General features: G+C 35.3%; 20 protein-coding genes. 7 read left to right on the top strand and 13 right to left on the bottom strand.

All coding sequences use genetic code 11. The features are described from left to right. Position 1: 1 nt before the first annotated feature. The 7 genes from ILT06_RS26445 to fdhF form a co-directional block, all read right to left on the bottom strand. Positions 2–2,368 carry a heavy metal translocating P-type ATPase gene (locus ILT06_RS26445; protein ID WP_088046992.1) on the bottom strand — a complete coding sequence of 789 codons (2,367 nt, stop codon included), beginning with the start codon at positions 2,366–2,368 and terminating at the stop codon, positions 2–4. Positions 2,369–2,391: 23 nt separating this feature from the next. Beyond that, the gene (locus ILT06_RS26440; protein ID WP_000918377.1) at positions 2,392–2,769 is read right to left on the bottom strand and encodes an ArsR/SmtB family transcription factor; all 378 of its coding nucleotides are present in this window, start codon (positions 2,767–2,769) and stop codon (positions 2,392–2,394) included. Between the two features lie 254 nt (positions 2,770–3,023). Next, positions 3,024–4,439 (bottom strand): amino acid permease, encoded by a 1,416-nt coding sequence (locus ILT06_RS26435; protein WP_064477125.1) that lies wholly within the window; start codon positions 4,437–4,439, stop codon positions 3,024–3,026. A gap of 103 nt (positions 4,440–4,542) precedes the next feature. Next, positions 4,543–5,676: an alanine dehydrogenase gene (gene ald, locus ILT06_RS26430; RefSeq protein ID WP_154131633.1), complete on the bottom strand. Its 1,134-nt coding sequence runs from the start codon at positions 5,674–5,676 to the stop codon at positions 4,543–4,545. A 369-nt stretch (positions 5,677–6,045) separates the two neighbouring features. After that, positions 6,046–7,917, bottom strand: coding sequence for a glycerophosphoryl diester phosphodiesterase membrane domain-containing protein (locus ILT06_RS26425; RefSeq protein ID WP_064477126.1), 1,872 nt, complete (start codon positions 7,915–7,917; stop codon positions 6,046–6,048). Positions 7,918–8,073: 156 nt separating this feature from the next. After that, the gene (locus tag ILT06_RS26420) at positions 8,074–8,556 is read right to left on the bottom strand and encodes a helical membrane plugin domain-containing protein (RefSeq protein WP_222655660.1); all 483 of its coding nucleotides are present in this window, start codon (positions 8,554–8,556) and stop codon (positions 8,074–8,076) included. 12 nt (positions 8,557–8,568) lie between these two features. Further along, positions 8,569–11,505, bottom strand: a complete 2,937-nt coding sequence (gene fdhF / locus ILT06_RS26415; RefSeq protein ID WP_222655659.1) for a formate dehydrogenase subunit alpha — start codon at positions 11,503–11,505, stop codon at positions 8,569–8,571. A 300-nt stretch (positions 11,506–11,805) separates the two neighbouring features. On the opposite strand from fdhF, the gene fdhD reads away from it, so the two are divergent. Together fdhD and ILT06_RS26405 are read left to right on the top strand one after the other, a co-directional pair. Further along, entirely contained in the window at positions 11,806–12,612 is an 807-nt protein-coding gene (fdhD, locus tag ILT06_RS26410; RefSeq protein WP_222655658.1) for a formate dehydrogenase accessory sulfurtransferase FdhD, read from the top strand. A 230-nt stretch (positions 12,613–12,842) separates the two neighbouring features. Then, entirely contained in the window at positions 12,843–13,349 is a 507-nt protein-coding gene (locus ILT06_RS26405; protein WP_000405878.1) for a GNAT family N-acetyltransferase, read from the top strand. Positions 13,350–13,704: 355 nt separating this feature from the next. On the opposite strand, the gene ILT06_RS32710 is transcribed toward ILT06_RS26405, so the two are convergent. Further along, a complete protein-coding gene (locus tag ILT06_RS32710) occupies positions 13,705–13,827 on the bottom strand; it encodes a hypothetical protein (RefSeq protein WP_001068388.1) in 123 nt (40 codons plus the stop codon). A gap of 329 nt (positions 13,828–14,156) precedes the next feature. On the opposite strand from ILT06_RS32710, the gene ILT06_RS26400 reads away from it, so the two are divergent. The 3 genes from ILT06_RS26400 (at position 14,157) to ILT06_RS26390 (ending at position 17,014) form a co-directional block, all read left to right on the top strand. Continuing rightward, positions 14,157–14,828 carry a response regulator transcription factor gene (locus tag ILT06_RS26400; RefSeq protein WP_064477129.1) on the top strand — a complete coding sequence of 224 codons (672 nt, stop codon included), beginning with the start codon at positions 14,157–14,159 and terminating at the stop codon, positions 14,826–14,828. A gap of 64 nt (positions 14,829–14,892) precedes the next feature. After that, on the top strand, positions 14,893–16,356 hold the full coding sequence (locus ILT06_RS26395) for a sensor histidine kinase (protein ID WP_064477130.1): 1,464 nt from the start codon (positions 14,893–14,895) through the stop codon (positions 16,354–16,356). 145 nt (positions 16,357–16,501) lie between these two features. Beyond that, positions 16,502–17,014: a GNAT family N-acetyltransferase gene (locus ILT06_RS26390; protein WP_000351216.1), complete on the top strand. Its 513-nt coding sequence runs from the start codon at positions 16,502–16,504 to the stop codon at positions 17,012–17,014. A 33-nt stretch (positions 17,015–17,047) separates the two neighbouring features. Here ILT06_RS26390 and pdxR read toward each other — a convergent pair whose 3' ends face one another. After that, positions 17,048–18,448 carry a MocR-like pyridoxine biosynthesis transcription factor PdxR gene (gene pdxR / locus ILT06_RS26385; RefSeq protein ID WP_222655657.1) on the bottom strand — a complete coding sequence of 467 codons (1,401 nt, stop codon included), beginning with the start codon at positions 18,446–18,448 and terminating at the stop codon, positions 17,048–17,050. 120 nt (positions 18,449–18,568) lie between these two features. Between pdxR and ILT06_RS26380 the strand changes: the two genes are divergently transcribed. Together ILT06_RS26380 and ILT06_RS26375 are read left to right on the top strand one after the other, a co-directional pair. After that, positions 18,569–19,495: a DMT family transporter gene (locus ILT06_RS26380; protein ID WP_149174051.1), complete on the top strand. Its 927-nt coding sequence runs from the start codon at positions 18,569–18,571 to the stop codon at positions 19,493–19,495. A 115-nt stretch (positions 19,496–19,610) separates the two neighbouring features. Further along, on the top strand, positions 19,611–20,135 hold the full coding sequence (locus ILT06_RS26375) for a DUF4871 domain-containing protein (RefSeq protein ID WP_222655656.1): 525 nt from the start codon (positions 19,611–19,613) through the stop codon (positions 20,133–20,135). 290 nt (positions 20,136–20,425) lie between these two features. Here the strand turns inward: ILT06_RS26375 and ILT06_RS26370 are convergent, their stop codons facing one another. The 4 genes from ILT06_RS26370 to ILT06_RS26355 form a co-directional block, all read right to left on the bottom strand. Beyond that, positions 20,426–21,625 (bottom strand): NAD(P)-dependent malic enzyme, encoded by a 1,200-nt coding sequence (locus ILT06_RS26370; protein WP_064477134.1) that lies wholly within the window; start codon positions 21,623–21,625, stop codon positions 20,426–20,428. A gap of 59 nt (positions 21,626–21,684) precedes the next feature. Next, positions 21,685–23,031 carry a 2-hydroxycarboxylate transporter family protein gene (locus ILT06_RS26365; RefSeq protein ID WP_000512725.1) on the bottom strand — a complete coding sequence of 449 codons (1,347 nt, stop codon included), beginning with the start codon at positions 23,029–23,031 and terminating at the stop codon, positions 21,685–21,687. Between the two features lie 122 nt (positions 23,032–23,153). After that, positions 23,154–23,861 (bottom strand): response regulator, encoded by a 708-nt coding sequence (locus ILT06_RS26360; RefSeq protein ID WP_048541629.1) that lies wholly within the window; start codon positions 23,859–23,861, stop codon positions 23,154–23,156. Between the two features lie 2 nt (positions 23,862–23,863). Continuing rightward, complete coding sequence (locus tag ILT06_RS26355; protein ID WP_064477137.1) at positions 23,864–25,462, bottom strand: sensor histidine kinase; 1,599 nt, start codon at positions 25,460–25,462, stop codon at positions 23,864–23,866. Between the last annotated feature and the right edge of the window lie 14 nt (positions 25,463–25,476).

Raw genomic sequence — 25,476 nt, 5'->3', positions numbered from 1 at the left:
TTTATAAATCTTTCACTCGTAGTACACGCATTGCATTTAACACTGCAAGTAGTGTCACACCGACATCTGAGAAGACAGCTTCCCACATTGTTGCAATACCAAAAGCACCCAGTAATAAAACTAATCCTTTTACCCCTAATGCAAAGATGATATTTTGCCATACAATGCGTCGTGTACGTTTTGCGATGTTTAAGGCTGTTGCAATTTTTGAAGGCTCATCAGTCATAATAACGATGTCTGCTGCCTCAATCGCTGCATCTGATCCTAAACCACCCATCGCAATACCAACATCTGCTCTTGCTAATACCGGTGTATCATTAATACCATCACCAACGAAAGCAACTTTTTCTTTTCCGCTCTTCGCCGCATCAATTTTTTCAATCTCTTCTACTTTTTGTTGCGGTAATAGTTCTGCGTGGACTTCATCTAAACCTAATTCCCTACCGACAGCTTCACCAACTGCTTTTGCATCACCAGTTAACATGACTGTCTTCTTAATACCTAGTTCTTTTAATTTTTGAATTGCTTGTTTTGAATCTTCTTTTACCTCATCAGAGATAACGATATAACCTGCATATTCCCCATCTACGGCAACGTGAACTAATGTACCTACCGTTTCTGGTTGCTTAAATGTAATGTTTTCTTTTCTCATTAATTTAGCATTACCTGCAAAAATTTCTTTTCCTTGTACTTTTACGACTGTACCATGACCAGAAATTTCGTTATACTCATCGATTATTTTTTCATCAATTGATTTTCCATATGCTTTTCGAATCGATTGTGCAATTGGATGATTAGAATACACTTCAGCAAATGCTGCATACTCTAATAATTCTTCATTTTTAATGCCTTCGCTTGGTTCCATTTTTGTAACTTTGAAGACACCTTTTGTTAATGTTCCCGTTTTATCAAAAACAATATATTTCACATCATTTAAAGCTTCTAAATAGTTACTTCCTTTTATTAACACACCACTTTTAGATGCACCACCAATTCCTCCAAAGAATCCAAGAGGAATTGATACAACTAACGCACATGGACAAGAGATTACTAAGAACACTAAAGCTCTATAAATCCATTCTGAGAATGTAGCTCCTTCTAAAATAAGTGGTGGAATAAACGCCATAATCGCTGCTGTAATAACTACAACTGGAGTATAGTAACGCGCGAACTTCGTAATAAAGTTTTCTGTTGGCGCTTTTTTACTGCTTGCATTTTGAACTAAATCTAAAATTTTTGATACAGTTGATTCACCAAATTCTTTTGTAACTTCAATTGTTAATACACCATTTTGGTTCACAAAACCACTTAATACATCATTTCCAACTTCGACTTCACGTGGTACAGATTCACCAGTCAATGCTGAAGTATCTACCATTGATGTTCCTTCAACTACTTTTCCGTCTAATGGTACTTTCTCACCAGGCTTCACGATAATATAATCGCCGATTTGTACATCTTCTGGTGATACTTGTTTCGTTTCATTTCCAACCTTCACATTCGCATAATCAGGACGGATATCCATTAATGAAGTAATTGACTTTCGGGAGCGATTGACCGCAATACTTTGGAATAGTTCCCCTACTTGATAGAATAACATTACCGCAACAGCTTCTGAATATTGTTGAATCGCAAAAGCTCCTAGTGTTGCAATTGCCATTAAGAAGTTCTCATCGAACACTTGGCCGCGAGTTATGTTTCTTACCGCTCTCCAAACGATATCTCCGCCTATTAATAAATACGCAAGGACGAATAACGGAATTGTTATCATTTGTGGTAAGCCAGCTAATGCAGCAATTGCTGTCAAAATTCCGCCGACCACTAATCGTCCTACCATCTTTTTCACATTTGCTTCACCATGGTCGTGACTATGTCCGTGGTCATGACCACCTTTTTCTTCACGAACAACTTTCACATCTGGTTCTAACTTTTGCACGACATTCGTTATATTCGCTACAGTCGCTTCTAATTCTCTTTTATTCGCTACTTCAACTCTTAATTTCTTCGATACGAAATCAACAGTTGCTGCTGAAACAGCCGGCATTTCCTTCACTTTATTTTCAATCTTCATCGCACAATTCGCGCAATCTAAACCTTCTAATATAAATACTTCTTTTGCAACTTTATTTTTTTGTTCTTCTTGTACTTTAATATGCGGTTCTAATTTTGTAACGAGTTGTTTTGCTTCTGTAACAACTTCACTTTCTTTATTTTGTGCTGTTTCTAAAACCATTGTTTTTGTGGCGAAATTTACAGAGCAAAAATTTACTCCTTCTATATTCCCAACGCCTTTTTCAATTTTCATTGCACAGTTCGCACAATCTAAACCTTCTAACACCAGTTTCTTTTTCACTAATGCTTCAGCCATCGTTCTCCCTCCTCGCGTTCTTTTTATTCTTCCTCGTTTACGTGTTCAAACGCTTGCTCGAAGATATGAATTACGTGCTGGTCAGCTAATGAATAATAAACGACCTTTCCTTCTTTACGATTCTTTACAAGTTTCGCTTGCTTTAACACACGAAGCTGATGCGAAATAGATGATTGTGTCATTCCTAATAAATAAGCTAAATCACAAACACACATTTCAGCTTCAAATAATGCATGTAATATTCTCGTCCGTGTACGATCGCCTAATACTTTAAATAATTCTGCTACTTTACTTAAACTTTCATCAGTTGGAATTGTTTGTTTTACTTGATCAACAACTTCTTCATGAATTATCGTTTGAGAACATGTCTCTTGTGGTGTTTCTACTTTATTTCCAGCCATTATAGCTCACCTCTTTATTTGAACATATGAACAATCATTCATATATCTTATACTCTTATTATATGAGCGTCTGTTCATATGTGTCAATGAAATCCCATACATTTTTCCGAACATTTTGTTCACATTTTAATAAGGCGTACACATATTTTCTGCATCCATTACATTCTCATACGAAAAATGGATGTACATTTTGCACAAAAGAAAAAAGCCTTGCGCGCTCCCTAGACGCACAAGGCTTACTATCTTATATCCCTTTAATTAGCTTTTTCTAAATTATCTTGCGAACTTCCATCTTCTTTTAGATGACTGTGCTTTTTCGAATATACAAAGTATACAACTACTCCAATTGCTAACCAAACACCGAAGTATATCCATGTTTTTAACGGTAAATTTACCATTAAGAATAGACAACATGCAACTGAAATAATCGGTAAGATTGGTACAAGTGGTACCATAAATCCGCGTTGTAATTTCGGATGTGTTTTACGAAGAATGATGACAGTTACACCCACCATCGCAAATGTTAATAACGCTCCAATATTCGCTAAATTTGACAATTCTTTTAAATCGATAAATCCAGCAATTAATGCACTACCAATTCCTGTTAACCAAACTGAAAATGTTGGTGCTTCTGTCTTTTTATTAATTTTTGCAAATGATTTTGGCAATAAACCGTCACGGCTCATCGCGAAGAATACACGTGTTGTTGCATAAATGTAAGCAAAAATTACAGCCATAATACCAATTACAGCTCCAATTGCGATTATACCTGCTACTTTGTCTTGTCCTACAACTTCTAACACATATGCCATAGCTTCTGGTACATCTAATTCTTTATAAGAAACCATACCTGTCATAACGAGACAAACTACAACATAAATGATTGTACAAATGACTAATGAAGCAATAATACCAATCGGCAGATCACGTTGCGGATTTTTTACTTCTTCAGCAGAAGTTGCTAATGCATCAAATCCTAAGAAAGCGAAGAATACTGCTGCTCCTCCGGCGAAAACTCCACTTATGCCGTACGGTGCAAATGGTATCCAGTTTTCTGGTTTCACGTAGAATACACCAACTGCAATGAATAAAACAACAATACCAATTTTAATTAATACCATTATGTTATTCACACGCTTACTTTCTTTTGTACCTCGTGATAATAACCAAGTTATCACCAACGTAACGATAATTGCGGGTAAGTTCACCATACCACCTTGCGATGGAATCGTTAACAAGGCTTTAGGAATTTCAAGTCCTAATCCACTAACTAAGTTATTGAAATAACCCGTCCATCCGCCAGCTACTGCGGCAGTTGTTACGACATATACGGATAACAATGTCCATCCCATTAAATGGGCAACAAACTCACCAATTGTTGCATATGAATATGTGTACACACTACCTGAAACAGGAAGTGTAGATGCAACCTCTGCATAACATAAAGCTGCAAATCCACAAACAATTGCTGCAATCATGAATGAAAAAATAACTGCTGGACCAGCATCTCTTGCTGCTACTAATCCTGTTAATACTAGAACTCCTGTACCGATTATCGCACCAATCCCTAGCATTGTTAGGTCGAATGCCCCTAGCGTTTTCGTTAAAGTTTTACTTTTACTTTCCCCTAACAATTGCGTAACGGATTTCTTTTTAAATAGGTTGGCCACGATGTATGCCCCCTTTTGCCAAGAAGAGCTAAGAGATCTTCACTCTTAGCTCTTATCATGTTGGTTTATATATTGTTCGATTTTGTTTTGTATAATGCTTCTATTAGCAAGATACTGTTTCTGCTTCTAATAATTCTTTAGCACCTTTGTACTCTACACCGTGAGCTTCTGCAACTGCTTTGAATGTTACATAGCCGTCTAATGTGTTAATACCTTTTAGTAATGCAGAGTTGCCTAGGCAAGCTTCTTTGTAGCCTTTGTTAGCAATTTGCACTGCATATGGTACTGTTACGTTTGTTAATGCAAGAGTTGATGTACGTGGAACCGCACCTGGCATGTTTGCAACTGCATAATGAACAACGCCGTGTTTTTCGTAAGTTGGGTTATCATGAGTTGTAATACGGTCAGTTGTTTCGAAAATACCACCTTGGTCAATCGCGATATCTACAACAACAGAACCTGGTTCCATTGATTGAATCATTTCTTCTGTTACAAGTTTTGGCGCTTTTGCACCTGGAATTAATACTGCACCGATTACAAGATCAGACTCTTTTACAGCTTCTGCAATATTGTAAGGATTAGACATTAAAGTTTTTACTTGGTTTCCGAAAATGTCATCTAATTGACGAAGACGTTCTGCACTTAAGTCGATGATTGTTACATCCGCACCTAGTCCAACTGCAATTTTAGCAGCATTTGTACCAGCTTGTCCACCACCGATGATTGTTACTTTACCACGTTTAACCCCTGGAACACCTGCAAGTAAGATACCTTTACCGCCTTTGTTTTTCTCAAGGAATTGTGCACCAATTTGTGCAGCCATACGACCAGCTACTTCACTCATAGGTGCAAGTAATGGTAGAGAACGGTTTTCTAATTGTACTGTTTCGTATGCAATCGCAACAACTTTCTTCTCAATTAACGCTTTTGTTAATTCTGGTTCTGGAGCTAAGTGTAAGTATGTGAATAAGATTAAACCTTCGCTGAAGTGTTTGTATTCGCTTTCAACTGGTTCCTTAACTTTCATAACCATTTCCATGTTCCAAGCTTCTTCAGCCGTATCAACAATTTTCGCTCCTGCTTCAACATACTGAGCATCTGTGAAACCAGATCCTAGACCTGCACCCTTTTGAATGAATACTTCGTGATTGTTACGAATTAAATGTACAACACCTGCTGGTGTCATTGCCACACGGTTTTCGTTGTTTTTAATTTCTGCTGGTACCCCAATACGCATAATGAAATGCCCCCTTATAATTAACAGAAAAAAGAAAGTCTTTTTTCTTTTTGTAATAATTAATAACTTATGTCCTTATTCTAGCATAACTTAAAAATTATGAAAACGCTAACATATCATTTTTTTAAAGTTTATATATTTAGAATAGTGTAAATATATGGAACATTGATTCTATTAGCATCTTCGTTACATTTCATTATCTATCACTCTATTTTTATTATACTCATTAAAAATAAGCAATAATCATTTATTATTCGACAATAATGTAACAATGTAAGAAACCCGAGTGATTCCGTATACATATACAGTTCTTAATTTGTACAATACTTTAGAGATATATTCTTTTCCTAAAAAAACAGCTGCGGGCATCTAGCCAACAGCTGGGTAACTTATAAATAACTTGGAAAATAAATCATCTGTTGTTTCACTAATTTTATCAAACAGATCACTTTCTTCCGCTTCTTGTTCTTTTAACATCTTAATTGTTTCACGTGCATCTTTAGGATAATCGGTAATGATACCATCTACGTTTAATTTATAATATCCCTTTAAACTTTCCATATCATTTACCGTCCATACGTAAATCGGCTTGTTTAACTTTCTTGCTTCTTTTACTAATTTCTTATTTAACATGTATTCTTCTGCTACATAAAAATCAGCCTTCACATTCTTTAAGTTGGCTCTACTTGCATACAGTATATATCCTACTTTTATATTTGGATTTGCACGTTTAAACTCTTTAATAAGCGGATAGTGTAACGTTTGAATGACACATTGTTTCTCAAATTCATTATCTTTAATCACTTTTAATACTTTGTTTACGAAATCTTTTTCGCCACCATGAAGCTTCACTTCAATATTAAGTTTGATTTTGTTCTTTGACAGCTTAATGATCTCATCAAGTGTACTGATTTGTCCTGAAAACCCATCTTGACTAAGGGTAAGCTGTCTTAACTCGTCCATCGTTAAATCTGACACATGAACATTAGCATTTGCAAGACGTTTTAGCTTCAAATCATGTATAACTGCTAGTTCACCGTCTTTCGTTTGCAGTACATCAATTTCAGCATAGTCTGCTTTCGCATCAATAGCCCCCTGCACAGCTTCTTTCGTATTCTCTACACCTTTTGAAATATAACCACGATGAGCCATAATAATTGGTTCTTTATATGTGTTTGTAATAAAGGTAACAATGAAGGCAACAACCATTCCAGCAGTAATAATTCCTACAATATATACGCCAATAAATTTCCAACGATGTTTTTGGAAGAAACATTTATCTGCTTTTGTTTTCGAATAATCTAATCCTTCTTCTAATAAAACATCTTCAACCGGAACCTTTTGTAAATATAATCGTGTTATTGCCATAATATAAAATGGCGTCACGATAAAACTAAATAAATACAATGTACTCGTTAAAAATACAGACATTGTTGATTCCGCTAATAATGCAAATGTTCCCTGTGGATTTGTAAATTCGTACATGCCCCATAGACACAATAAATACATTCCAAAAAATACGCCGTACACAATCCCTATTGAAATAAAAAATCCTACTAAAAAGAATAGTACTTTAAAAAAACTTTCTTTTACTAACGTTGCACTTTTACGTGCTGCTGCGCGAAACGGCTTTTGCTCTAAAACAACAATAGGTAGAACAAAAATCCAGCGAAGGTTCAAATATGCAACTACAGCAAAAAATGTGTAATAACCAACTTGTCCCATCGTTGTCTTAAACAGTTCTCCTGTAATAAAGTTAGGAATTTGAATTTGCGGAATTAACGCCGTTTCATATCCGATATTTAAAAGAGGTAACAATACGACAGCATATAAAATAAATCCTGGTAAGCAATATGTGAACAGAGTAGGTAAATACGTTACAGTTTTATATAAAATCGGACGTAATTTCACCTTTTGTCTTTTATGAGCGAAGTACGAAATAATAATAAGTACCGCAAATTCCGTAAAGATAAGAAACAGGGCTAACAATGATAAAATTACGATTGCCAAAATGCCGTATGGTGTCTTTAAAAACGCTAATAATTCATCATTCGTCGCATTTGCATAACCACCAAAATACAATAACTTATTAAAAATAATCCCAAATAGCGGAACAAATACAATCGCTGCTAATAATTTATAAGCAAGTTGAAAGGTTAATACATTCCAAAAAGCAAACCTAACTGTTTGAAAGGAATGTCCCATTACCCCTGGTATAGATAGTCTTTTACGGTGTTGCATATATTCCTCCACATTCTAAAACGATATTTGAGATGGATTCCATATTTCCATTTCCAATCCATCTTTTTAATAATAATATATTCCGCTTAACATGAACACTCTTATACATGCAATGAAAAAAGTGATGGCTACTTCCCATCACTTTTTTCATTTACTCTATTTTTTCTCTAATCCTTGCCCAAATGCTTTCAAGAAGCTAAAACCGAATGTAATGGCTCTATTGATATCTGGATCTTTTAACACTTTAAAGAAATCCATCACTTTTGTTTTTTTACCACTATTTAATTCATCTGTAGCAAATTGCAATCCAGTGACTAAACTCGATGTGATTTGCTTCGTTACTTCTGGGTCAACTGCGGATAGCGCTTCCCCCGCCCCCATCATATTGTTGAGTGCATTTTTAACGGGTTCACGATTTAATTGCTCCACAGCGATTTTTGAAACATCTTCCTTCGCAGCAAGTAAACTAATCGCCGCATCTAATATACCAGCCTTCTGCAACTGTGCTAAAAGCTGCATCGTTTCTTCTACTGCTTCACGATTATTAGATAACTCATTTAGAAGTTCCTCTGCTACTTGCTGTTTCTGCTCTTCCTCTGTTACAACTTTCTTTTTTATTAACGTAATTTCTTTCGCCACTATCTCCGCCCCCTAGTCCACAAGTGATACGTATTGTTTTCTTTGCCATTTTTGCTCGATTTCAACACCATTTTGCGGATTACGCTTTTTATCTCGCGGGTTTGAAGATGGTAACGGACGATTTCCTTTTTCACGTAACACACGCATTTTCACCATCGTTTGTTTATATGCTGGTGTACACGTATAAAGGTCTGTTGCCGTCCCCGTTAAAATATTAATCGCTTCTTCATTTATCGTTGCATGCATCGGTAAATATAGCTCTTTCCCCGTTACACGGTCAGTAATAAGCGCTTGTACTTTAATTTTTCCAAATGGTGATGCTAATTCTACAAGACCACCATCTTTCACATTGCGCTCTATAGCGAGTTCAGGTGAAATTTCAACGAATACTTCAGATACTTTAGATAAAATACCAGCTGATTTATTTGTCATATTCCCTTCATGGAAATGTTCTAGCATGCGTCCATTATTTAACAGTAAATCATACTCATCTGGCGCTACAACCGGTGGTACCCATTCATCTAATGATAAACGAGCAAGTTTATCTGGGAAGTTAAATCCGTCTACATATAATAGCGGTGTATCGCTACCATCATGACTACCCCAACATAAACTATTCCATCCTTCTAGACGGTCATACGTCGCTTGAGAGTATAACGGTGCAAGTGATGCGATTTCGTCCATAATTTCACTTGGACTTTCGTAATTCCAATCCCCGCCCAGTGCACGAGCAACTTTTTGCAAAATCCACCAGTCTGGTTTGGAATCACCTAGTGGTTTCAATACTTCATATAATCTTTGAATACGGCGCTCTGTATTCGTAAACGTTCCTTCTTTTTCTAAACTTGGTGCTGCCGGTAAAATAACATCAGCAAAACGAGCTGTTTTTGATAAGAACATATCTTGAACAACGAGGAAGTCTAAATTCGATAAAATGTGTTGCACATGGTTCGCATTTGAATCGACTAAAGCCATTTCTTCACCCATGACATACATACCGCGTAGTTTTCCTTCTTCCGCTGCAAGTAACATTGCAATATTATTTAATCCTGGTGCTTTCGGAATAGTTGTACCGTATGCTTTTTCAAATTTCGCACGCAGCGTATCATCTGATACTGCTTGATAACCAGGAAGCCAGTTTGGTAATGTTGCCATATCACAAGCACCTTGTACGTTATTATGTCCTCGTAATGGGTATGCACCTGCACCAGGACGACGATAGTTACCCGTAACAAGTAGTAAATTTGAAATTGCTGCTGATGTCGTACTTCCTCCTGTATTTTGCGTTACACCCATTCCCCAAAGTATACAAGTACCATCTGCTTCATATACCATACGGGCCATTTCTTTTAACTGAGTTTTAGAAATCCCCGTAATTTCTTCTGTATAATCGAGCGTATACTTTTCTAACATTTTGCTATATTCATCAAAGTTCTTCACATTTTCAGCTAAAAACTTTTTATCGTGCCAATCTTGATCAATAATATATTTCGTAATACCAGCAAGCCATACGTAATCCGTACCTTGGCGCGGATGAATAAATAAATCCGCACGCTCTGCCATTTCATGTTTACGAAGGTCTGCTACAATCAGTTTTTGCTCGTGTAATTTATGAGCACGTTTTACTCTCGTCGCAAGTACAGGGTGTCCTTCTGTTGGATTCGCACCAACGATAATAACAAGGCCTGCTTCAGCTATATCTTTCACTGTTCCAGCATCCCCGCCCATACCGACAGTTTTAAATAAACCGTCTGTCGCTGGAGATTGACAATAACGAGAACAGTTGTCCACATTATTCGTTCCATATACTTGTCGGGCTAGTTTTTGCATAAGGTAATTTTCTTCATTCGTTACTTTCGATGAAGAAATGAACCCAAATGCATCGCTGCCATATTCAGATTTAATATGCTGCATGTTAGAAGCAACAACTTCTAATGCTTCTTCCCATGAAGCTTCAACAAACATATCCCCTTGGCGAATTAATGGCTTCGTAATTCGATCTTCACTATTTACAAAGTCCCATCCAAATTTACCTTTTACACATGTGGAAATACCATTAACAGGTGCATCTGAAACAGGTTGCACTTTTAATATATGGCGATCTTTTGTCCATACTTCAAAGGAACAACCGACACCACAAAATGTACAAACTGTTTTTGTTTTATTAACTTTCGTCTTACGCATCGCAGCCTCTACTTCTGAAACCGCTAAAATACTACTATATCCAGGCTCTACATCCTTTACAAAATCAATCATTGGATCTAACACATCTGATTTTAATCCAGTCATAAACCCAGCTTCACCTAGCATTGTTTTTTCCATTAACGCATTACATGGACATACTGTTACACACTGCCCACAACTTACACAAGATGAGTCATTTATGCTTACACCATGATCCCATATAACACGTGGACGATCTAAGTTCCAGTCTATCGATATAGTTTCATTAACCTGTAAGTTTTGACATACTTCTACACACTGTCCACAAGCAATACATTGATTTGGATCATACCGATAAAACGGATGTGACATATCCACTTCACAAGCACTTACTTTCGGCTCATACGGATATTTCTGTTCTTCAATTTCCATCATATGTACCGTGTTATGGACTTTACAGTTACCATTATTGTTATCACAAACGGTACAATACAATAAATGATTCTCTAATATTCGATCCATTGCCTCAGTCTGTGCCTCTTTCGCACGCTGAGACTGTCTTTCGATATGCATACCGCTCTCTAATTTCGTTGAACAAGCACGTAATAACTTCCCATTTACTTCTACAATACACGTATCACAAGTTTGAATTGGATCTACTTCTGGTACATGACAAATTTGAGGATGTTCCAAATTACTCTCGTTAAATAATTGTAGTATCGTCTTTTCACCCGATGTGGAAAATTCTTTACCATCCACGGTTACACGGACTGTCTGTTCTGCCATAGTTTCCCCTCTCCTTACAACCAACTGTACAACACAATTATGAATCCGTTTTCAAAATCGCATTACTGTACATATTTTTGAAACGCTCTGCCCGAATACTTTTCTTATGAAGCCGATTCTAGATGTTATAAGGTATAACTACGAAAGCCTGAAAATATCACTATTCTACGGTTCTATTATATCGTACATATACAATAATAACCAAAATAATCTGTGATTTCCTTGCTAATAGGTGTTTTTATTTCCCCATTGTTTTATGATAAATATGGGAGAGAAATACATATAAAAGGGGAATTAAATATGGGGCCTACGCAAGAGACTTATACAATTGTACGCTATCAATCTGGTACATTTTCAAAACAACTGGATGAGATTGTTACAGAATCTCCTATTACCATTAAATTAAATGGTGAAGAATATGTAACAGTTGTATGCACACCAAATTATATTGAAGATATGGTAATTGGTTTTTTAATTTCTGAAGGAATTATTGCTTACTATAAAGATGTTGAAGAACTATGGGTGCAAAAAGATAACGGAATTGTCCATTTAACATCATCAAAAATAAATCCACTCTATCAAACTTTATATAATAAACGATACATCACTTCTTGCTGCGGAAAAGGTAGACAAGGCTTTATTTTCGTTAACGATGCAGCAAAAGCAAAAGATTTACATGATATACATGTAAAAATTACTCCTGAAGAATGCTTTTACTTAATGAATACTTTACAACAATCTTCCACTACCTTTCGCCAAACCGGCGGGGTTCACAATACCGCGCTATGTGATCGAAACAATATCCTCCTATCAAGAATGGATATTGGAAGACATAATGCATTAGATAAAATATATGGTCATTGTTTACGCAACGATATATCCGTTAAAGGAAAAATCATCGCATTTAGCGGGCGTATTTCATCCGAAATTTTACTAAAAGTTTCAAAAATCGGATGTGAAATGGTTCTATCTAAATCCGCTCCAACAAAATTAGCATTACAACTCGCTCATGATTTAGGCATTACAGTCGTAGGATTTATTAGAAATGAATCTTGCAATATTTACACACATCCACATCGAATTGATGGTTATCAATCGAATAACTAAAATAACTCCTCGGTTGAGGAGTTATTTTAGTTATAAAAATGTAATATATTAAAGACTTGAATAGTTAATGAAGTTAATATATAATTTCATTACATATTAAAAATAAAACATTGTAGCATATATCTTTTCATTCTTTTACAAATTAAAAGAGACTGCTAACAAAACGCATACACAATCTTATAGAAGTAATGGATTTATTTTATTTGAAATCGACCAAGGAGGTTATAACTATGGAAATTCGCTTATTAACGACAGAGGACGCAGAAATATATTTAAAAGTTTGTATGGAAGGTTTAACGAAGAACCCAGAAGCTTTTAGCTCTTCTTATGAAGATGTTCTTAAACATGAGGATCCTGTAGCTGCTATGGCAAAACGATTAAGCAATCCGGATAAGTATACTCTAGGGGTCTTCAAAGATAACGATTTAATCGGCATTTCTACTTTAGAAACAAAGCCTTTCATTAAACAAGAACATAAAGCAAAAATCGGTTCCGTTTTTGTTTCCCCAAAAGCGCGTGGCCTTGGCGCAGGACGAGCTCTAATTAAAGCAATTATTGAAAATGCCGATAAACTACATGTAGAACAACTTATGCTCGATGTTGTAGTTGGTAACGATGCGGCAAAAAAATTATATGAGTCATTAGGTTTCCAAACTTACGGCGTACAGGAACGTTCATTAAAACATAACGGTCAATATTGGGACGAGGAACATATGGTTCTATTCTTAAATGATTAATACTTCAATATAGTTAAAAGCACCTTTTGATTAAGAAAGGTGCTTTTTTCATTACAACAATGTAATCTTCATGTCACCTTTATCGATCGTACCAAACCTTTCCATTCATTATACTAAAAGTATAAAGTGAAACTTTAATTAGTAAGGCATCAATTATGAAATGAACGTATAGCATTCAATTGATAGGTAGAGGAGAATGTGACATGAAACAAAACAAACGAGCTATGCTTTTAATATTTACTACAGCAATTGTAACTTCTGGGTTAGCAATTTTACCTTGGTTTATTATATAGAACTATTTCCCTAATAATGAAAAAAGCTTATTGCTTCTTAAGAAGCAATAAGCTTTTTTATATTATAAAATCCCCAAAATTTTATTTACACAACTTATAATAATAACCATAGATACGGCAATGCACATGACAACCGTATTACGATCTTGCTTTTCTTTTTTTGAAATTTCTTCTTTTGGATTCATGTGTATGATCTCCTTTTAAAAAAAGTGTGAGATAGGAAATTTTTCTTATCCGATGCGAGGTGAATACGAAAACCCTCTCTATCTCACATACACAATAGAATGGAATTGTCATTTTATAAATAAAATGACATGACGTTATGTCGCAACATAGGGTATTTTGTGTCGCTACGTTTTCTATTATAAAAAATAGTTGTGCAAAACTAGTGCATTTTTTATGTCAATTACTCTGAGCGAAAAATAACTCTTCCACTCAATCACATAAAAAGAGTTTTTTATTATTTTCATGTAAACTATACAAGTAGAATGAACAGTTTGGGGTGCACAAGATAATGGTAAAAATTTTATTAGTAGACGATGAAGAACGCATGTTACGATTATTAGATCTTTTCTTAAGCCCTCGCGGCTATTTTTGTATGAAAGCTACCTCTGGCCTTGAAGCACTAAAGTTAATAGAACAAAAAGACTTCGATATTATTTTGTTAGATGTTATGATGCCGAATATGGATGGATGGGATACTTGCTATCAAATCCGTCAAATTTCCAACGTTCCAATTATTATGCTAACAGCTCGTAATCAAAATTACGATATGGTGAAAGGCCTCACTATGGGCGCGGACGACTATATTACAAAACCATTTGATGAGCATGTATTAGTCGCAAGAATCGAGGCTATATTACGTCGTACAAAGAAAGACGGCTTCGTTAGCTTCAATGGTATCGAGTGGGATAAAACGAAACATACTGTCACAGTTTATGACGAAAAAATCTCACTAACTCCTATTGAATTTTCGTTACTTGGACTATTTTTACAAAATACAAACCGTGCTTATAGCCGAGATGATTTAATCGAGAAAATTTGGGGCTATGAAACAGACATCGAATATAGAACAATCGATTCACATATTCGCAATATCCGTGATAAATTACGTAAAAAAGGATTTCCAATTGAAAATTACTTAGAAACCGTCTATAAAGTCGGATATAAATGGAAATGTGAATAATTACTTCGGTCAGTGGAAATACCATACCACTGACCGTTTATTATGAATAAGGTATGGTGAGAAAATGAGTAAACTTTCCCTTAAAATTGGGACATACTTTTTAATATTAGCTTTATGTATTGAAACAATTGCTTTCGTATCTTTTTACAAAAGCATTTCAACAATGCGGATTGAGGAAGAAACACTTGCTCTTTTAGAAAAAGGTAATCGCTATAGTAAAAAAATTACAAGCCGCACAAAGTGGAATGCAATTGCTAAAGAAAAGCAACACCCCGAACGCGCTGAATACAATAAAAACCCTAACCGTCCTATGTATCCAGATTTCGATATCGCGGATGCAGCTGCACACTTAGTAGAATCAGAATTAATTGCTAACTCTGATATAGCTATCATACTAACAGACAATAATGGCAAAATTATTTCCACTTCAGAACCCGTAACAAAGGCAATGCAGAAACAACTTACTTGTAAAACAGAACCTATTCCAAAAGGCGGATTAATTGTCGAAAAGAACTGGAAAAAATCAAAATTCATCACAACGGTAAGCCCACTTAACACAGAAGAGTTTCAAGGAAAGTTATATATGTTATTAAAAACATCTTTCTTAGAAAATATGTTACTTAAACTCATGAATCAATTTCTTATCATTAGTGTTGTGACAATTATTTTAACGACTATTTCTGTCTTTGTTTTTTCTCGTGTTATTACAGAACCACTTATAAAAATGAAGAGGGCAACAGAAAAAATGTCAAAATTAAATACACCAATTCAATTAGGTATTAAACGGAATGATGAGCTTGGCAGCTTAGCAAAAACGATCGAAGATTTATCCAGTGAACTGACTTATATGAAAAAAGAAAGAAATGAATTTCTCGCTAGTGTTGCCCATGAACTATTAACTCCATTGACCTATATGAAAGGTTATGCGAAGGTAGCAAAGAGGGATTCTTTAACGAAAGAAGAGCGTGAAGAATACTTACAGATCATTGAGGATGAAACAGATAGTGTAACCGATCTCGTCCAAGATTTATTTATGCTAGTGCAATTAGAACAACATCAGTTTGTTATAAAAAAACAAAAAGTGATCCTTAAACCATTTTTAGAACGAATGGTTGAAAAAACAAAAACAACATTAACTAACAAACAAATGCAACTCCATGTATATTGCAAAGATGATTTAGAAGTTTGCATAGACGAAAGACGTATGGAACAAGTTATGTTAAATTTATTACACAATGCTTATCAACATTCACCAGAAAACACATCTATTACGATACGTGTACTCACGGAAACAGATTCTTTTACAATAAATGTAGACGATGAAGGAGAAGGTATTCCTGAAGAAGATATCTCACATATTTTTGATCGTTTTTATCGTGTTGATAAATCCAGAACGAGAGCTACTGGAGGAAAAGGTATCGGGCTAGCTGTTGCAAAAGAAATTGTAGAATTGCATAACGGTTCCATTCTAGTAACAAGCCAATTAGGAGTAGGGACAAACTTTAGAATCAAGCTACCATTTGAATAAGATGCGTGTGAAAACACCAGTAGTAGTAAACACTACTGGTGTTATTTTGTTCATAAAATCAGCTCATATAAGCTAACCTTTTGAAATTATTCTTATTTCAATATAAAATAAAGTTACATTTGCAAAGATTTGGAGGGTGATATAATTGGATATCCATGTATTAACAAAAGACGAAGCAGAAATTTACTTAGAACTTCGTGTAGAAGGATTAAAGCAAAACCCTGAAGCTTTCAGCTCTTCTTATGAAGATATTATTAATAAAGAGTGTGCGATTGAATATAAAGCACAAAAATTAGCACAAGATGAAAACTATACACTAGGTGCATTTAAAGATGGACAATTAATCGGAGTTGCAACGCTGGAAACGAAACCATATGTAAAACAAGAACATAAAGCTAAAATCGGTTCTGTATATGTGTCTCCAAAAGCACGCGGACTTGGAGCAGGAAAAGCACTTATTAAAGAATGTCTTGAACTTGCTAAATCTTTAGAAGTAGAACAAGTTATGCTTGATGTTGTTGTTGGCAACGATGGTGCGAAGAAACTTTATGAATCATTAGGATTTAAAACATTCGGTGTGCAAGAACGTTCATTAAAATATAACGGACAATATTGGGACGAAGAGCATATGGTCTTATTCTTAGATGAAAATAAATAATAAAAAACATCCTCATGCTTGGAGGATGTTTTTTTACTTTCTTGTATACCATGCCTTATGTAATAATTGAATCGCTTTCGCAATTTCTTCTTCTGATAAAATCGCAAACCCAAGTAAAACTACATTTTCAGGCGCAGTACCGTCTTTATAGTACGTAGAAACAGGATATATTTTAATACTATATTTCGCAGCTTCTTGAATTAGTTCTTCTTCTCGCATTCCATTATGCACTTGTAATAAAATGTGTAATCCAGAATCTTCTCCTATCACTTCAACACGATTAGAGAAATACTTCTCTATTTCAAAAACAAGTCGATCCCTCTTTTTTCGGTAAACGACACGCATTTTATGAATATGTTTTTCCCAATAGCCTTCATTGAAAAACCTTCTTATCACTTCTTGGTCCATTCTTGAAACACTTTGCGTATAAAATAAATATTCCTTTTGATACTTTTCAATTATATTCTTCGGTAATACGATATAACTCATCCGTAATGAGGGTAACAACGCTTTTGATAGCGTCCCCATATAAATAACTTTCCCATCTGTATCTAATCCTTGCAGTGCCGGAATTGGCTTTCCTGAATAACGAAATTCACTATCGTAATCATCTTCAATAATATACCTGCCTTCTTCTTTCTTCGCCCATTGTAAAAGCTGCGTCCTTCTCGTAATAGGCATAATCATTCCATATGGGAATTGATGAGAAGGTGTAACAAATACAACATTTGCATCGCTATTTTCTAAATCTGCCATACAAATTCCGTCCCTATCTAAAGACAACATTTGAACCTTCTTTTCTCCCTGTTCAAAAACGACCATTTTCCTATGATAACCTGGGTTTTCAACCGCATAGTTACTTCCCTTCAACAACTGAAAAAGTAACTTCACTAATATTTGTGTTCCCGCCCCTAATACAATTTGACTAGCTGAACAACGCACACCTCTAGATTCATACAAATAGCTCGCAATTTCCTCCCTTAAGCTCAATTCCCCTTGAGGGTGTCCAAGAAAAAGCAACTCATTATTATGCGGCTGCCATACATCATTTATAAGCTTACGGTACATAGTGAACGGAAAAGTATTCGTATCAACTCCTGTTTGGGTGAAATCAAATTTATAGTTCTCCTCCCGAAACGGTACTTCTTCTACTTTCGCTTCGCTTCCTTCTACATAAATCATTTGTTCAATTTTACATACAAAATAACCTTTTCTCGATGCCGATTCAATATAACCTTCTGCAAGTAATTGCTCGTAAGCTGCTTCTACTGTATTCTTACTCACTTGTAAATAGCTCGCCAGCTTTCTTTTAGCAGGTAATTTTGTAAAAGCCGGAATCGTTCCATCTTTAATCTCTTTTTTTATATACTCATACAATTGCACATACAATGCTATTTTACTTTTCGTATTTAAATTAGGCGTTAATTCTAACATAATATCTGACCCCTTAATAAAACTAAAATCTGATACTTTTTACAGTACCAGAAGTTATATATAATTCCTTGTATCATGTCACACATAAAAAATCAAATACTCGAGAGGGGATGCATGATCATGAACAACAATAGACGGATTGGACTCATTATGATTATTACAGGAGCTACCTTATGGGGATTATCTGGCCCGATGATTCAGTGGCTATTTCAACATACTAACGTATCATCAATTGATTTTTTAACAATTCGCTTGTTGCTTGCGGGAATATTTATTTTATCTTTCTTACTTATAAAGAAACAAAACATATTTCAAATTTGGAAACATCCGAGATATGCTATACAACTTATTATTTTCTCTATTCTCGGTATGCTCGGTGCACAATATGCCTTTATCGAAACAGTTCATATTAGTAATGCGGTCACAGCGACATTATTTCAATTTCTAGGTCCTGTTCTTATTACCATTTATGTCGCATTTGGACAAAGAAAATTCCCTGCTTCTATGCCACTACTCGCAATTATAACTGCCCTAACAGGAACGTACTTTATTATTACAAACGGTTCAATTGAAAATATTGTTTTATCGAAAGAAGCCATTATTTTCGGCCTATTAACAGCAATTGGCTTTGCATTTTATACCCTTCATCCAGCTTCTCTTATTAAAGAATGCGGAACAACTGTAGTAATTGGCTGGGGGATGTTAATCGGTGGCATTGCCCTACTTATTTGTAATCGCTCGTTTGAATGGAATCAGCTTTCACAAACTTTTACACCAAAAACTTTTTCTATGCTTATTCTTATCATCATAAGTGGCACTCTTTCTTTCCTCCTTTATATCGGTAGTCTGAAATATTTAGCAGCAACAGAAACGAGCATTTTATCTAGCATTGAACCACTTGTAGCTGCCATCGTGTCAATCGCTTGGCTAAATGAATCCTTTGGAGCATATCAATTATTAGGCGGCGTATGTATCGTTCTTTCTGTTATTTTCTTAACGATGCCGCAAAAAGAAAATGAACCGACTTTTACAACTGAACAAATATAGAAAATGTCAAAAGAGGTCGTACAAAACTTACGACCTCTTTTTATACTTTAAAGGAATTGTCCCGCTTTCTAGCAAATACAATTACACTAACAATAAAAATTAGGAGTGTGACACCATGAAAAAAATCGGAACTATGCTACTTTTCTCTTTTCTCATCGCTGGATGCACACAAGCGCAACCTGATTCAGAAGCACCTAAAAAAGAAACCATCGCAACGTCATCCACTCAAGTTAATGCACCTTCCTTCTTTCATCTTAGCGTTTTAAAAGATGTAAATTGGGAAGAAACACCCTCCTTCATACAAGAAAAAATACCTTTAAAAGGCATCGAAGAAAAAATCGCAATGGCTGATAGTCCTATTATCGCAAATGAAAAAAATGAAATGATGTGGTACTTTTTAGATACTGAAATGCCAACTGGAAAACTATCTATTATTGCACTAAAACAAGGATCAATAACTCCAACACCCGTACTCTTTCAACAAGAAACTTCCAAACCAACTTGGACCACTTCAAATACAATTGATTCTACTACAAACGAACTCCCTCTCACTATGTCACTACCTTCATCTGGATTATGGGTATTAAATATATATGTGAATGAAGAATATTATGATCAGTTTGTAATTACCGCTGAGTAAAGTGACAAAACTAAAACACTTTCTTACAACAATGTAATTTCTACGTCATATACTTCGATAGTGTAAGTATCTCTCTTCTCTTATACTTACAGTAAGAAATGGCACAAGGAGAGATGAAAAAAATGATAGAAGTGATCGTAGCAGTAACTGAGGTTTTAGTAAATGGTAAACAAGTTGCAATGGAATTAAATAAATAGTGAAGACACACAAATAAATAATTTTACACTTCTTCATTATTTTGATTTCTTATCTCAAAAAAGCAGTGCCTTTTTAGGCACTGCTTTTAGCTATTAATAGCTTGGTATTTTCATAATTTGCGCCACACCTGAATCAATAGCTGCTTTCGCTACAGCTTCCGCAACACTTGGAACAATTCTTTTATCTAACGGATTCGGGATTACATAATTCGCATTACGTTCTTCGTCCGTAATGATGTTAGCGATCCCATATGCTGCCGCTAATTTCATCTCTTCTGTAATATCAGTCGCGCGCACATCTAACGCACCACGGAATATCCCTGGGAACGCCAATACATTATTTACTTGATTCGCATAATCCGAGCGCCCGGTTCCTACTACAGCTGCCCCAGCCTCTAATGCATCCTCTGGGAAGATTTCTGGAATTGGATTCGCCATAGCAAACACAATTGCTTTCTCATTCATCGTTTGTACAAGTTCTTTCGTTAATACGTTAGGAGCAGATACGCCAATAAAAATATCAGCTTGATGAATCGCTTCTTTTAACGTTCCACGCACATATTCTCGATTTGTCTTTTTTGAAACTTCAATTTGCGCTTCGTTCATCCATGATTCACCTTCACAAACAATACCTTCTAAGCTAACTAACGTAATGTGCTTTGCACCAGCCTTTAATAATAATTTTCCAATTGCAATCCCTGCCGAACCCGCACCGTTAATAACAATTTTCACATTATCCATTTGTTTGCTAACAACTTTTAATGCATTAATAACAGCTGCTAAGACGACAATAGCGGTTCCATGTTGATCATCATGGAATACAGGAATATTCGTTTCTGCTTTTAATCGCTTTTCAATTTCAAAACAACGTGGTGCCGCAATATCTTCTAAGTTAATTCCTGCAAACGTAGGCTCTAAATTTTTCACAAGGGTAACGATTTCATCCACATCAGTCGTACCTAAACATAACGGGAAAGCATCTACATTCGCAAATTTCTTAAATAAAATACTCTTCCCTTCCATAACAGGCATAGCTGCTTTCGGTCCAATATTCCCTAAACCAAGTACCGCTGTTCCATCTGAGACAACTGCCACCATATTACCACGTGCCGTATAGTCATACACTGCTTCTTCATCCGCCGCAATTGCTTTGCAAGACTCCGCTACACCTGGTGTATATGTCAGGCTTAAATCATCCGCTGAATTTACTTCTACTTTACTTGTAATTTCAATTTTCCCTACTAATTCTTTATGCAGTAACAATGATCTTTCATTAATTTGATTTTCTAACATACTTATAATCTCCCCTTAATTTGACAAGCTAGCTATATGAATATAGCTAGCTTGTTTGATCATGAAAACATTTTTAATAAAATTGTCGCTGTTACAACCATTGCTGCCCCGCCTAAACGTGTTGAAATTTGCGCAAACGGCATTAATTCCATACGATTTGAAGCTGATAAAATAGCAACATCTCCAGTTCCACCTAAACCACTATGACATCCAGTTACAATTGCTGATTCAACTGGATACATTTTCATCACTTTCCCTACAAGAAAACCTGATGCTACCATTGTAAGAACAACTGATGCGCACACAACAACATATCCTACTGAAAGAACTGCTGCTACGTCTTTTAACGGAATATATAGCAATCCTAGTCCAACCATTAACGGCCAAGTTAAATTCTTCGAAATGAATTTATATAAATGGAATGCTCCTTGCTCCATTTTTGCTGGCATTAATTTAAAGTATTTCACAAGTGCTGCTGAGAAAATCATAATGATTGCCCCAGGAATACCGATGAACTTAGAAGCAAATCCTCCGAAGATAAAGAACGTACACGCAATTAATAAACCTGCTCCCATTAATGAGAAGTCAATTGGCTTCTCTGTATTTTGTTCTTTTAATAACTCTGCTTGATTGTCTGTTTTCACTAATACACCGTTACCACTAAGCTCCGGTTTCTTCTCACCTAAACGCTTCATATACCCTGCACTCACGATTGCGAACATATTTCCAATAATAGCCGCTGGAATAAGCTGTGATACAAACGTTGCTGATGATTCATTTAAAATATCACTATAAGCTAGCGACAATGGTAAAATCCCTTCCCCTATACCACCACTCACAATTGGTACGATGATAAAGAAGAATGTTTGCTTCATTTCAAATCCAAATAGTGAACCGACCAATAATCCTACCGCTACCGAAGCTAACGTCCCTACTACTAAAGGTATAAACATACGAACGAAACCTTGTACTAACACTTTACGATTCATTCCTAAAATACTTCCGACTACTAAACAAGAAATATATAAATATAAAAAGTTCGATTTTTTCATTAACATAGTCGCAGCTTCCATTGAAGCTGGATTCATCCAGTTAAAAAATACAAGTAATGATGGAATAAATAACGAAAGTATTGCCGGACCGCCGATATTTTTTAAAATTGGAATTCTCATTCCAATGTCGCCTAAGAAAATACCCATGATCATAATAACTGCAAATCCACCAATCATATCTGCTGGCAATTTATTATATACAGATGCCCCATAAATAATAGCAGCCAATACTACATATAACGGTAAAGGTATAACACCGATTTTTACATTCATAATTTTAGAAGCGAAAGATTCTCTTTGTACTTCATTTCCTTCAGAAAATGATACCGCTTCCACATTCTTTTGAATTCCCATATGGCACCCCCTTGTTTTCTTAATAACAATATTAAAACGCTTTCAATAGTAAAAATAGTTTTTGTAAGTTTTGTAATTGATTTTGTAATTAAAAAAAGTATAAGCGACTTATAATAAGTCGCTTATACGTAAAACTCTATTTTATTTTTGTCAATACATCTTAATTTACTCACTGGTCTTCCTACGTGTTGATACACCATTTCGTTTTCTAATACTCCAATTTCAGTCAAAAACATTACATACTTTCGAATAGAAACTCTTGAAACTCCAACTAATTGCGCCATTTCATCTGTTGTAAACGCTCGTCCATTCAGCGACTCGATCTTCTGCCAAATTAATTGCATCGTTTGCTTCGTTAATCCTTTCGGAAGCTCTTTAGTGACCGTAGGCTCTCTTTTTTCTTTTTGCAAAATTAACGAATCTAATTCCGATTGACTAATTTTTTGTTGTTCTTTCATGAAAGTAAGTTTTTCTCGATATATAGTTAATGCCTTTTTAAATCGTTCAAATGTAAATGGTTTAATTAAATAATCTACTACACCATATTGTAATGCTTTTTTAATACTCCCCATATCATGTACAGCTGAAATCATCATAATATCGATTTCTTTTTCTTGGTTCCGAATATACATTAAAAGCTCAAATCCAGTTTCTTCAGGCATAAAAATATCAAGTAATACTAAATCTACTCGTGATTCCTCTAATACTTCTATCGCTTCTTTAACGGAGTTAACTGCTTGAACAAGTTCAAACCCTCCTACTTGCTCTAAATAATGCGTATTTAACATTGCTACCATCGGGTCATCTTCTACAATTAAAACTTTAATCATATTTACCTCTCATCCCTACCTTTAGGTATTTCAATTGTTATCGTTGTTCCCTTTCCTACTAATGAATGCATATGAATTTCCCCATTTATTCGCTGTATACTTTCTTTTACAAGATACAAACCATAACCACGGTTATCTCCCTTTGTGGAATAACCTTTCGTAAATAATGCCCCTATTTCTTCTTCTGGTATACCTTTCCCCGTATCTTGTACTGTAATGATTAATGCATCCCCATATTGTATCTCAAGTTCAACTTGCTTCTTCTCACAATTCGTCACTGCCTCTAATGCATTATCAATTAAATTTCCGACAATCGTAATCAGTTCATGAGTAATACTTTCATCATCCATTTCTGGCATGTAAGAATCTTCACTTATGATTAATTTTATGTTTTTCTCTCTAGCATAGCTAAATTTTCCAAGTAAAAAGCCAGCAAATACTGGACTTTTTATTCTTTTCATAACCCCACCAATTTCATATTGATGCTCTGATACCATACCGCTTATATACTTTTGTAATTCTTCATACTGCTTCATATGTGTAAGCCCTAATACGACATGCATTTTATTCATAAATTCATGCGATTGTGCCCGTAATGCTTCCGCATATAGCCTAATACCAGTTAATTCTTCTGCTAATTTTCTAATCTCTGTTTTATCACGAAATGTTGCAATTGCACCAACTATTTCTCCTTTTACATATAAAGGAACACGATTCGTCACAATCGTAATTCCATAAATATTTTGTTCTTCGTTTAATTGTACCTCTCCCGTTTGTAATATTTCTTTTATACGTGAATTAGGCATATACAACTCAACATCTTTACCGATAAAATCTTCTTCAAGTCCACTTTTCTTAAACAATCGTTTTGCCTCATTATTTATTAAAGTTACATTGGCTTCCTTATCTACAGCAATAATACCTTCCTTTACAGATTGTAGCATCGTATTTCTTTCTTCAAGAATCTTCGCTATCCTGTGAGGTTCAAGACCGAATAAACTTTTCTTTATATGTCTAGCTAGCAATATTGCTCCTATAATTCCGACTAGTACTCCAACTCCGACACCAATGTAAATGATATGTCTACTTTCCTTAACTCTCTCTTTTACATTATCTGCTGAAATACCAACGGCCACCGCTCCAAGTTGTTCACCTGTTTCAGAAAATACAGGTACAAACACTCGCATTGAAATACCTAAAGTTCCTTCTGCCAGCGATACATGTTCCTTTCCTTTCAATGCAGGCCCTTCATCTCCCCCAATAAAATGATGGCCTATTTTTTGAGGATTTGGATGTGATTTTCTTATTCCATTCATGTCCATAACTACAATAAATTGAACACCTGTGTTTTTTAATATTCTATTTGTATACGTTTGGATTGCAGAAGTATCTGCCTTCCCAATCAAACCATCGATTACAATTGAATCATTCGCCACAATGTGTGCAATTGTTTTTGCTTTCTCTGCTTGGCTATCCTCCGTCGTCCGTTCTACATTATGACTAATTAATATATCTGTCACAAGTAAAGAAAAAATTACAACTGTACAAACTAACAATGTAATCGTTTTCCATAAATTCCATAGTCTTTTTCTTTTTTTCATCCCGTTAATGACTC

The sequence above is a fragment of the Bacillus sp. 17RED48 genome, assembly GCF_019837545.1.
Taxonomy (GTDB): Bacteria; Bacillota; Bacilli; order Bacillales; family Bacillaceae_G; genus Bacillus_A; species Bacillus_A wiedmannii.
The sequence above is the reverse complement of the archived record's forward strand: the minus strand, read 5'-3'. Positions and strand labels throughout refer to the sequence as shown.

Bases quoted from the DNA above. Each gene is read 5' to 3' on its own strand.
- ILT06_RS26380 (WP_149174051.1), top strand. From the start codon at position 18,569: ATGAACAACAATAGACGGATTGGACTCATTATGATTATTACAGGAGCT.
- ILT06_RS32710 (WP_001068388.1), bottom strand. From the start codon at position 13,827: ATGAATCCAAAAGAAGAAATTTCAAAAAAAGAAAAGCAAGATCGTAAT.
- ILT06_RS26445 (WP_088046992.1), bottom strand. From the start codon at position 2,368: ATGGCTGAAGCATTAGTGAAAAAGAAACTGGTGTTAGAAGGTTTAGAT.
- ILT06_RS26400 (WP_064477129.1), top strand. From the start codon at position 14,157: ATGGTAAAAATTTTATTAGTAGACGATGAAGAACGCATGTTACGATTA.
- pdxR (WP_222655657.1), bottom strand. From the start codon at position 18,448: ATGTTAGAATTAACGCCTAATTTAAATACGAAAAGTAAAATAGCATTG.
- ILT06_RS26440 (WP_000918377.1), bottom strand. From the start codon at position 2,769: ATGGCTGGAAATAAAGTAGAAACACCACAAGAGACATGTTCTCAAACG.
- ILT06_RS26405 (WP_000405878.1), top strand. From the start codon at position 12,843: ATGGAAATTCGCTTATTAACGACAGAGGACGCAGAAATATATTTAAAA.
- ILT06_RS26375 (WP_222655656.1), top strand. From the start codon at position 19,611: ATGAAAAAAATCGGAACTATGCTACTTTTCTCTTTTCTCATCGCTGGA.
- ILT06_RS26355 (WP_064477137.1), bottom strand. From the start codon at position 25,462: ATGAAAAAAAGAAAAAGACTATGGAATTTATGGAAAACGATTACATTG.
- ILT06_RS26395 (WP_064477130.1), top strand. From the start codon at position 14,893: ATGAGTAAACTTTCCCTTAAAATTGGGACATACTTTTTAATATTAGCT.
- fdhF (WP_222655659.1), bottom strand. From the start codon at position 11,505: ATGGCAGAACAGACAGTCCGTGTAACCGTGGATGGTAAAGAATTTTCC.
- ILT06_RS26425 (WP_064477126.1), bottom strand. From the start codon at position 7,917: ATGCAACACCGTAAAAGACTATCTATACCAGGGGTAATGGGACATTCC.
- ILT06_RS26370 (WP_064477134.1), bottom strand. From the start codon at position 21,625: ATGTTAGAAAATCAAATTAATGAAAGATCATTGTTACTGCATAAAGAA.
- ILT06_RS26365 (WP_000512725.1), bottom strand. From the start codon at position 23,031: ATGGGAATTCAAAAGAATGTGGAAGCGGTATCATTTTCTGAAGGAAAT.
- ILT06_RS26360 (WP_048541629.1), bottom strand. From the start codon at position 23,861: ATGATTAAAGTTTTAATTGTAGAAGATGACCCGATGGTAGCAATGTTA.
- fdhD (WP_222655658.1), top strand. From the start codon at position 11,806: ATGGGGCCTACGCAAGAGACTTATACAATTGTACGCTATCAATCTGGT.
- ald (WP_154131633.1), bottom strand. From the start codon at position 5,676: ATGCGTATTGGGGTACCAGCAGAAATTAAAAACAACGAAAACCGTGTG.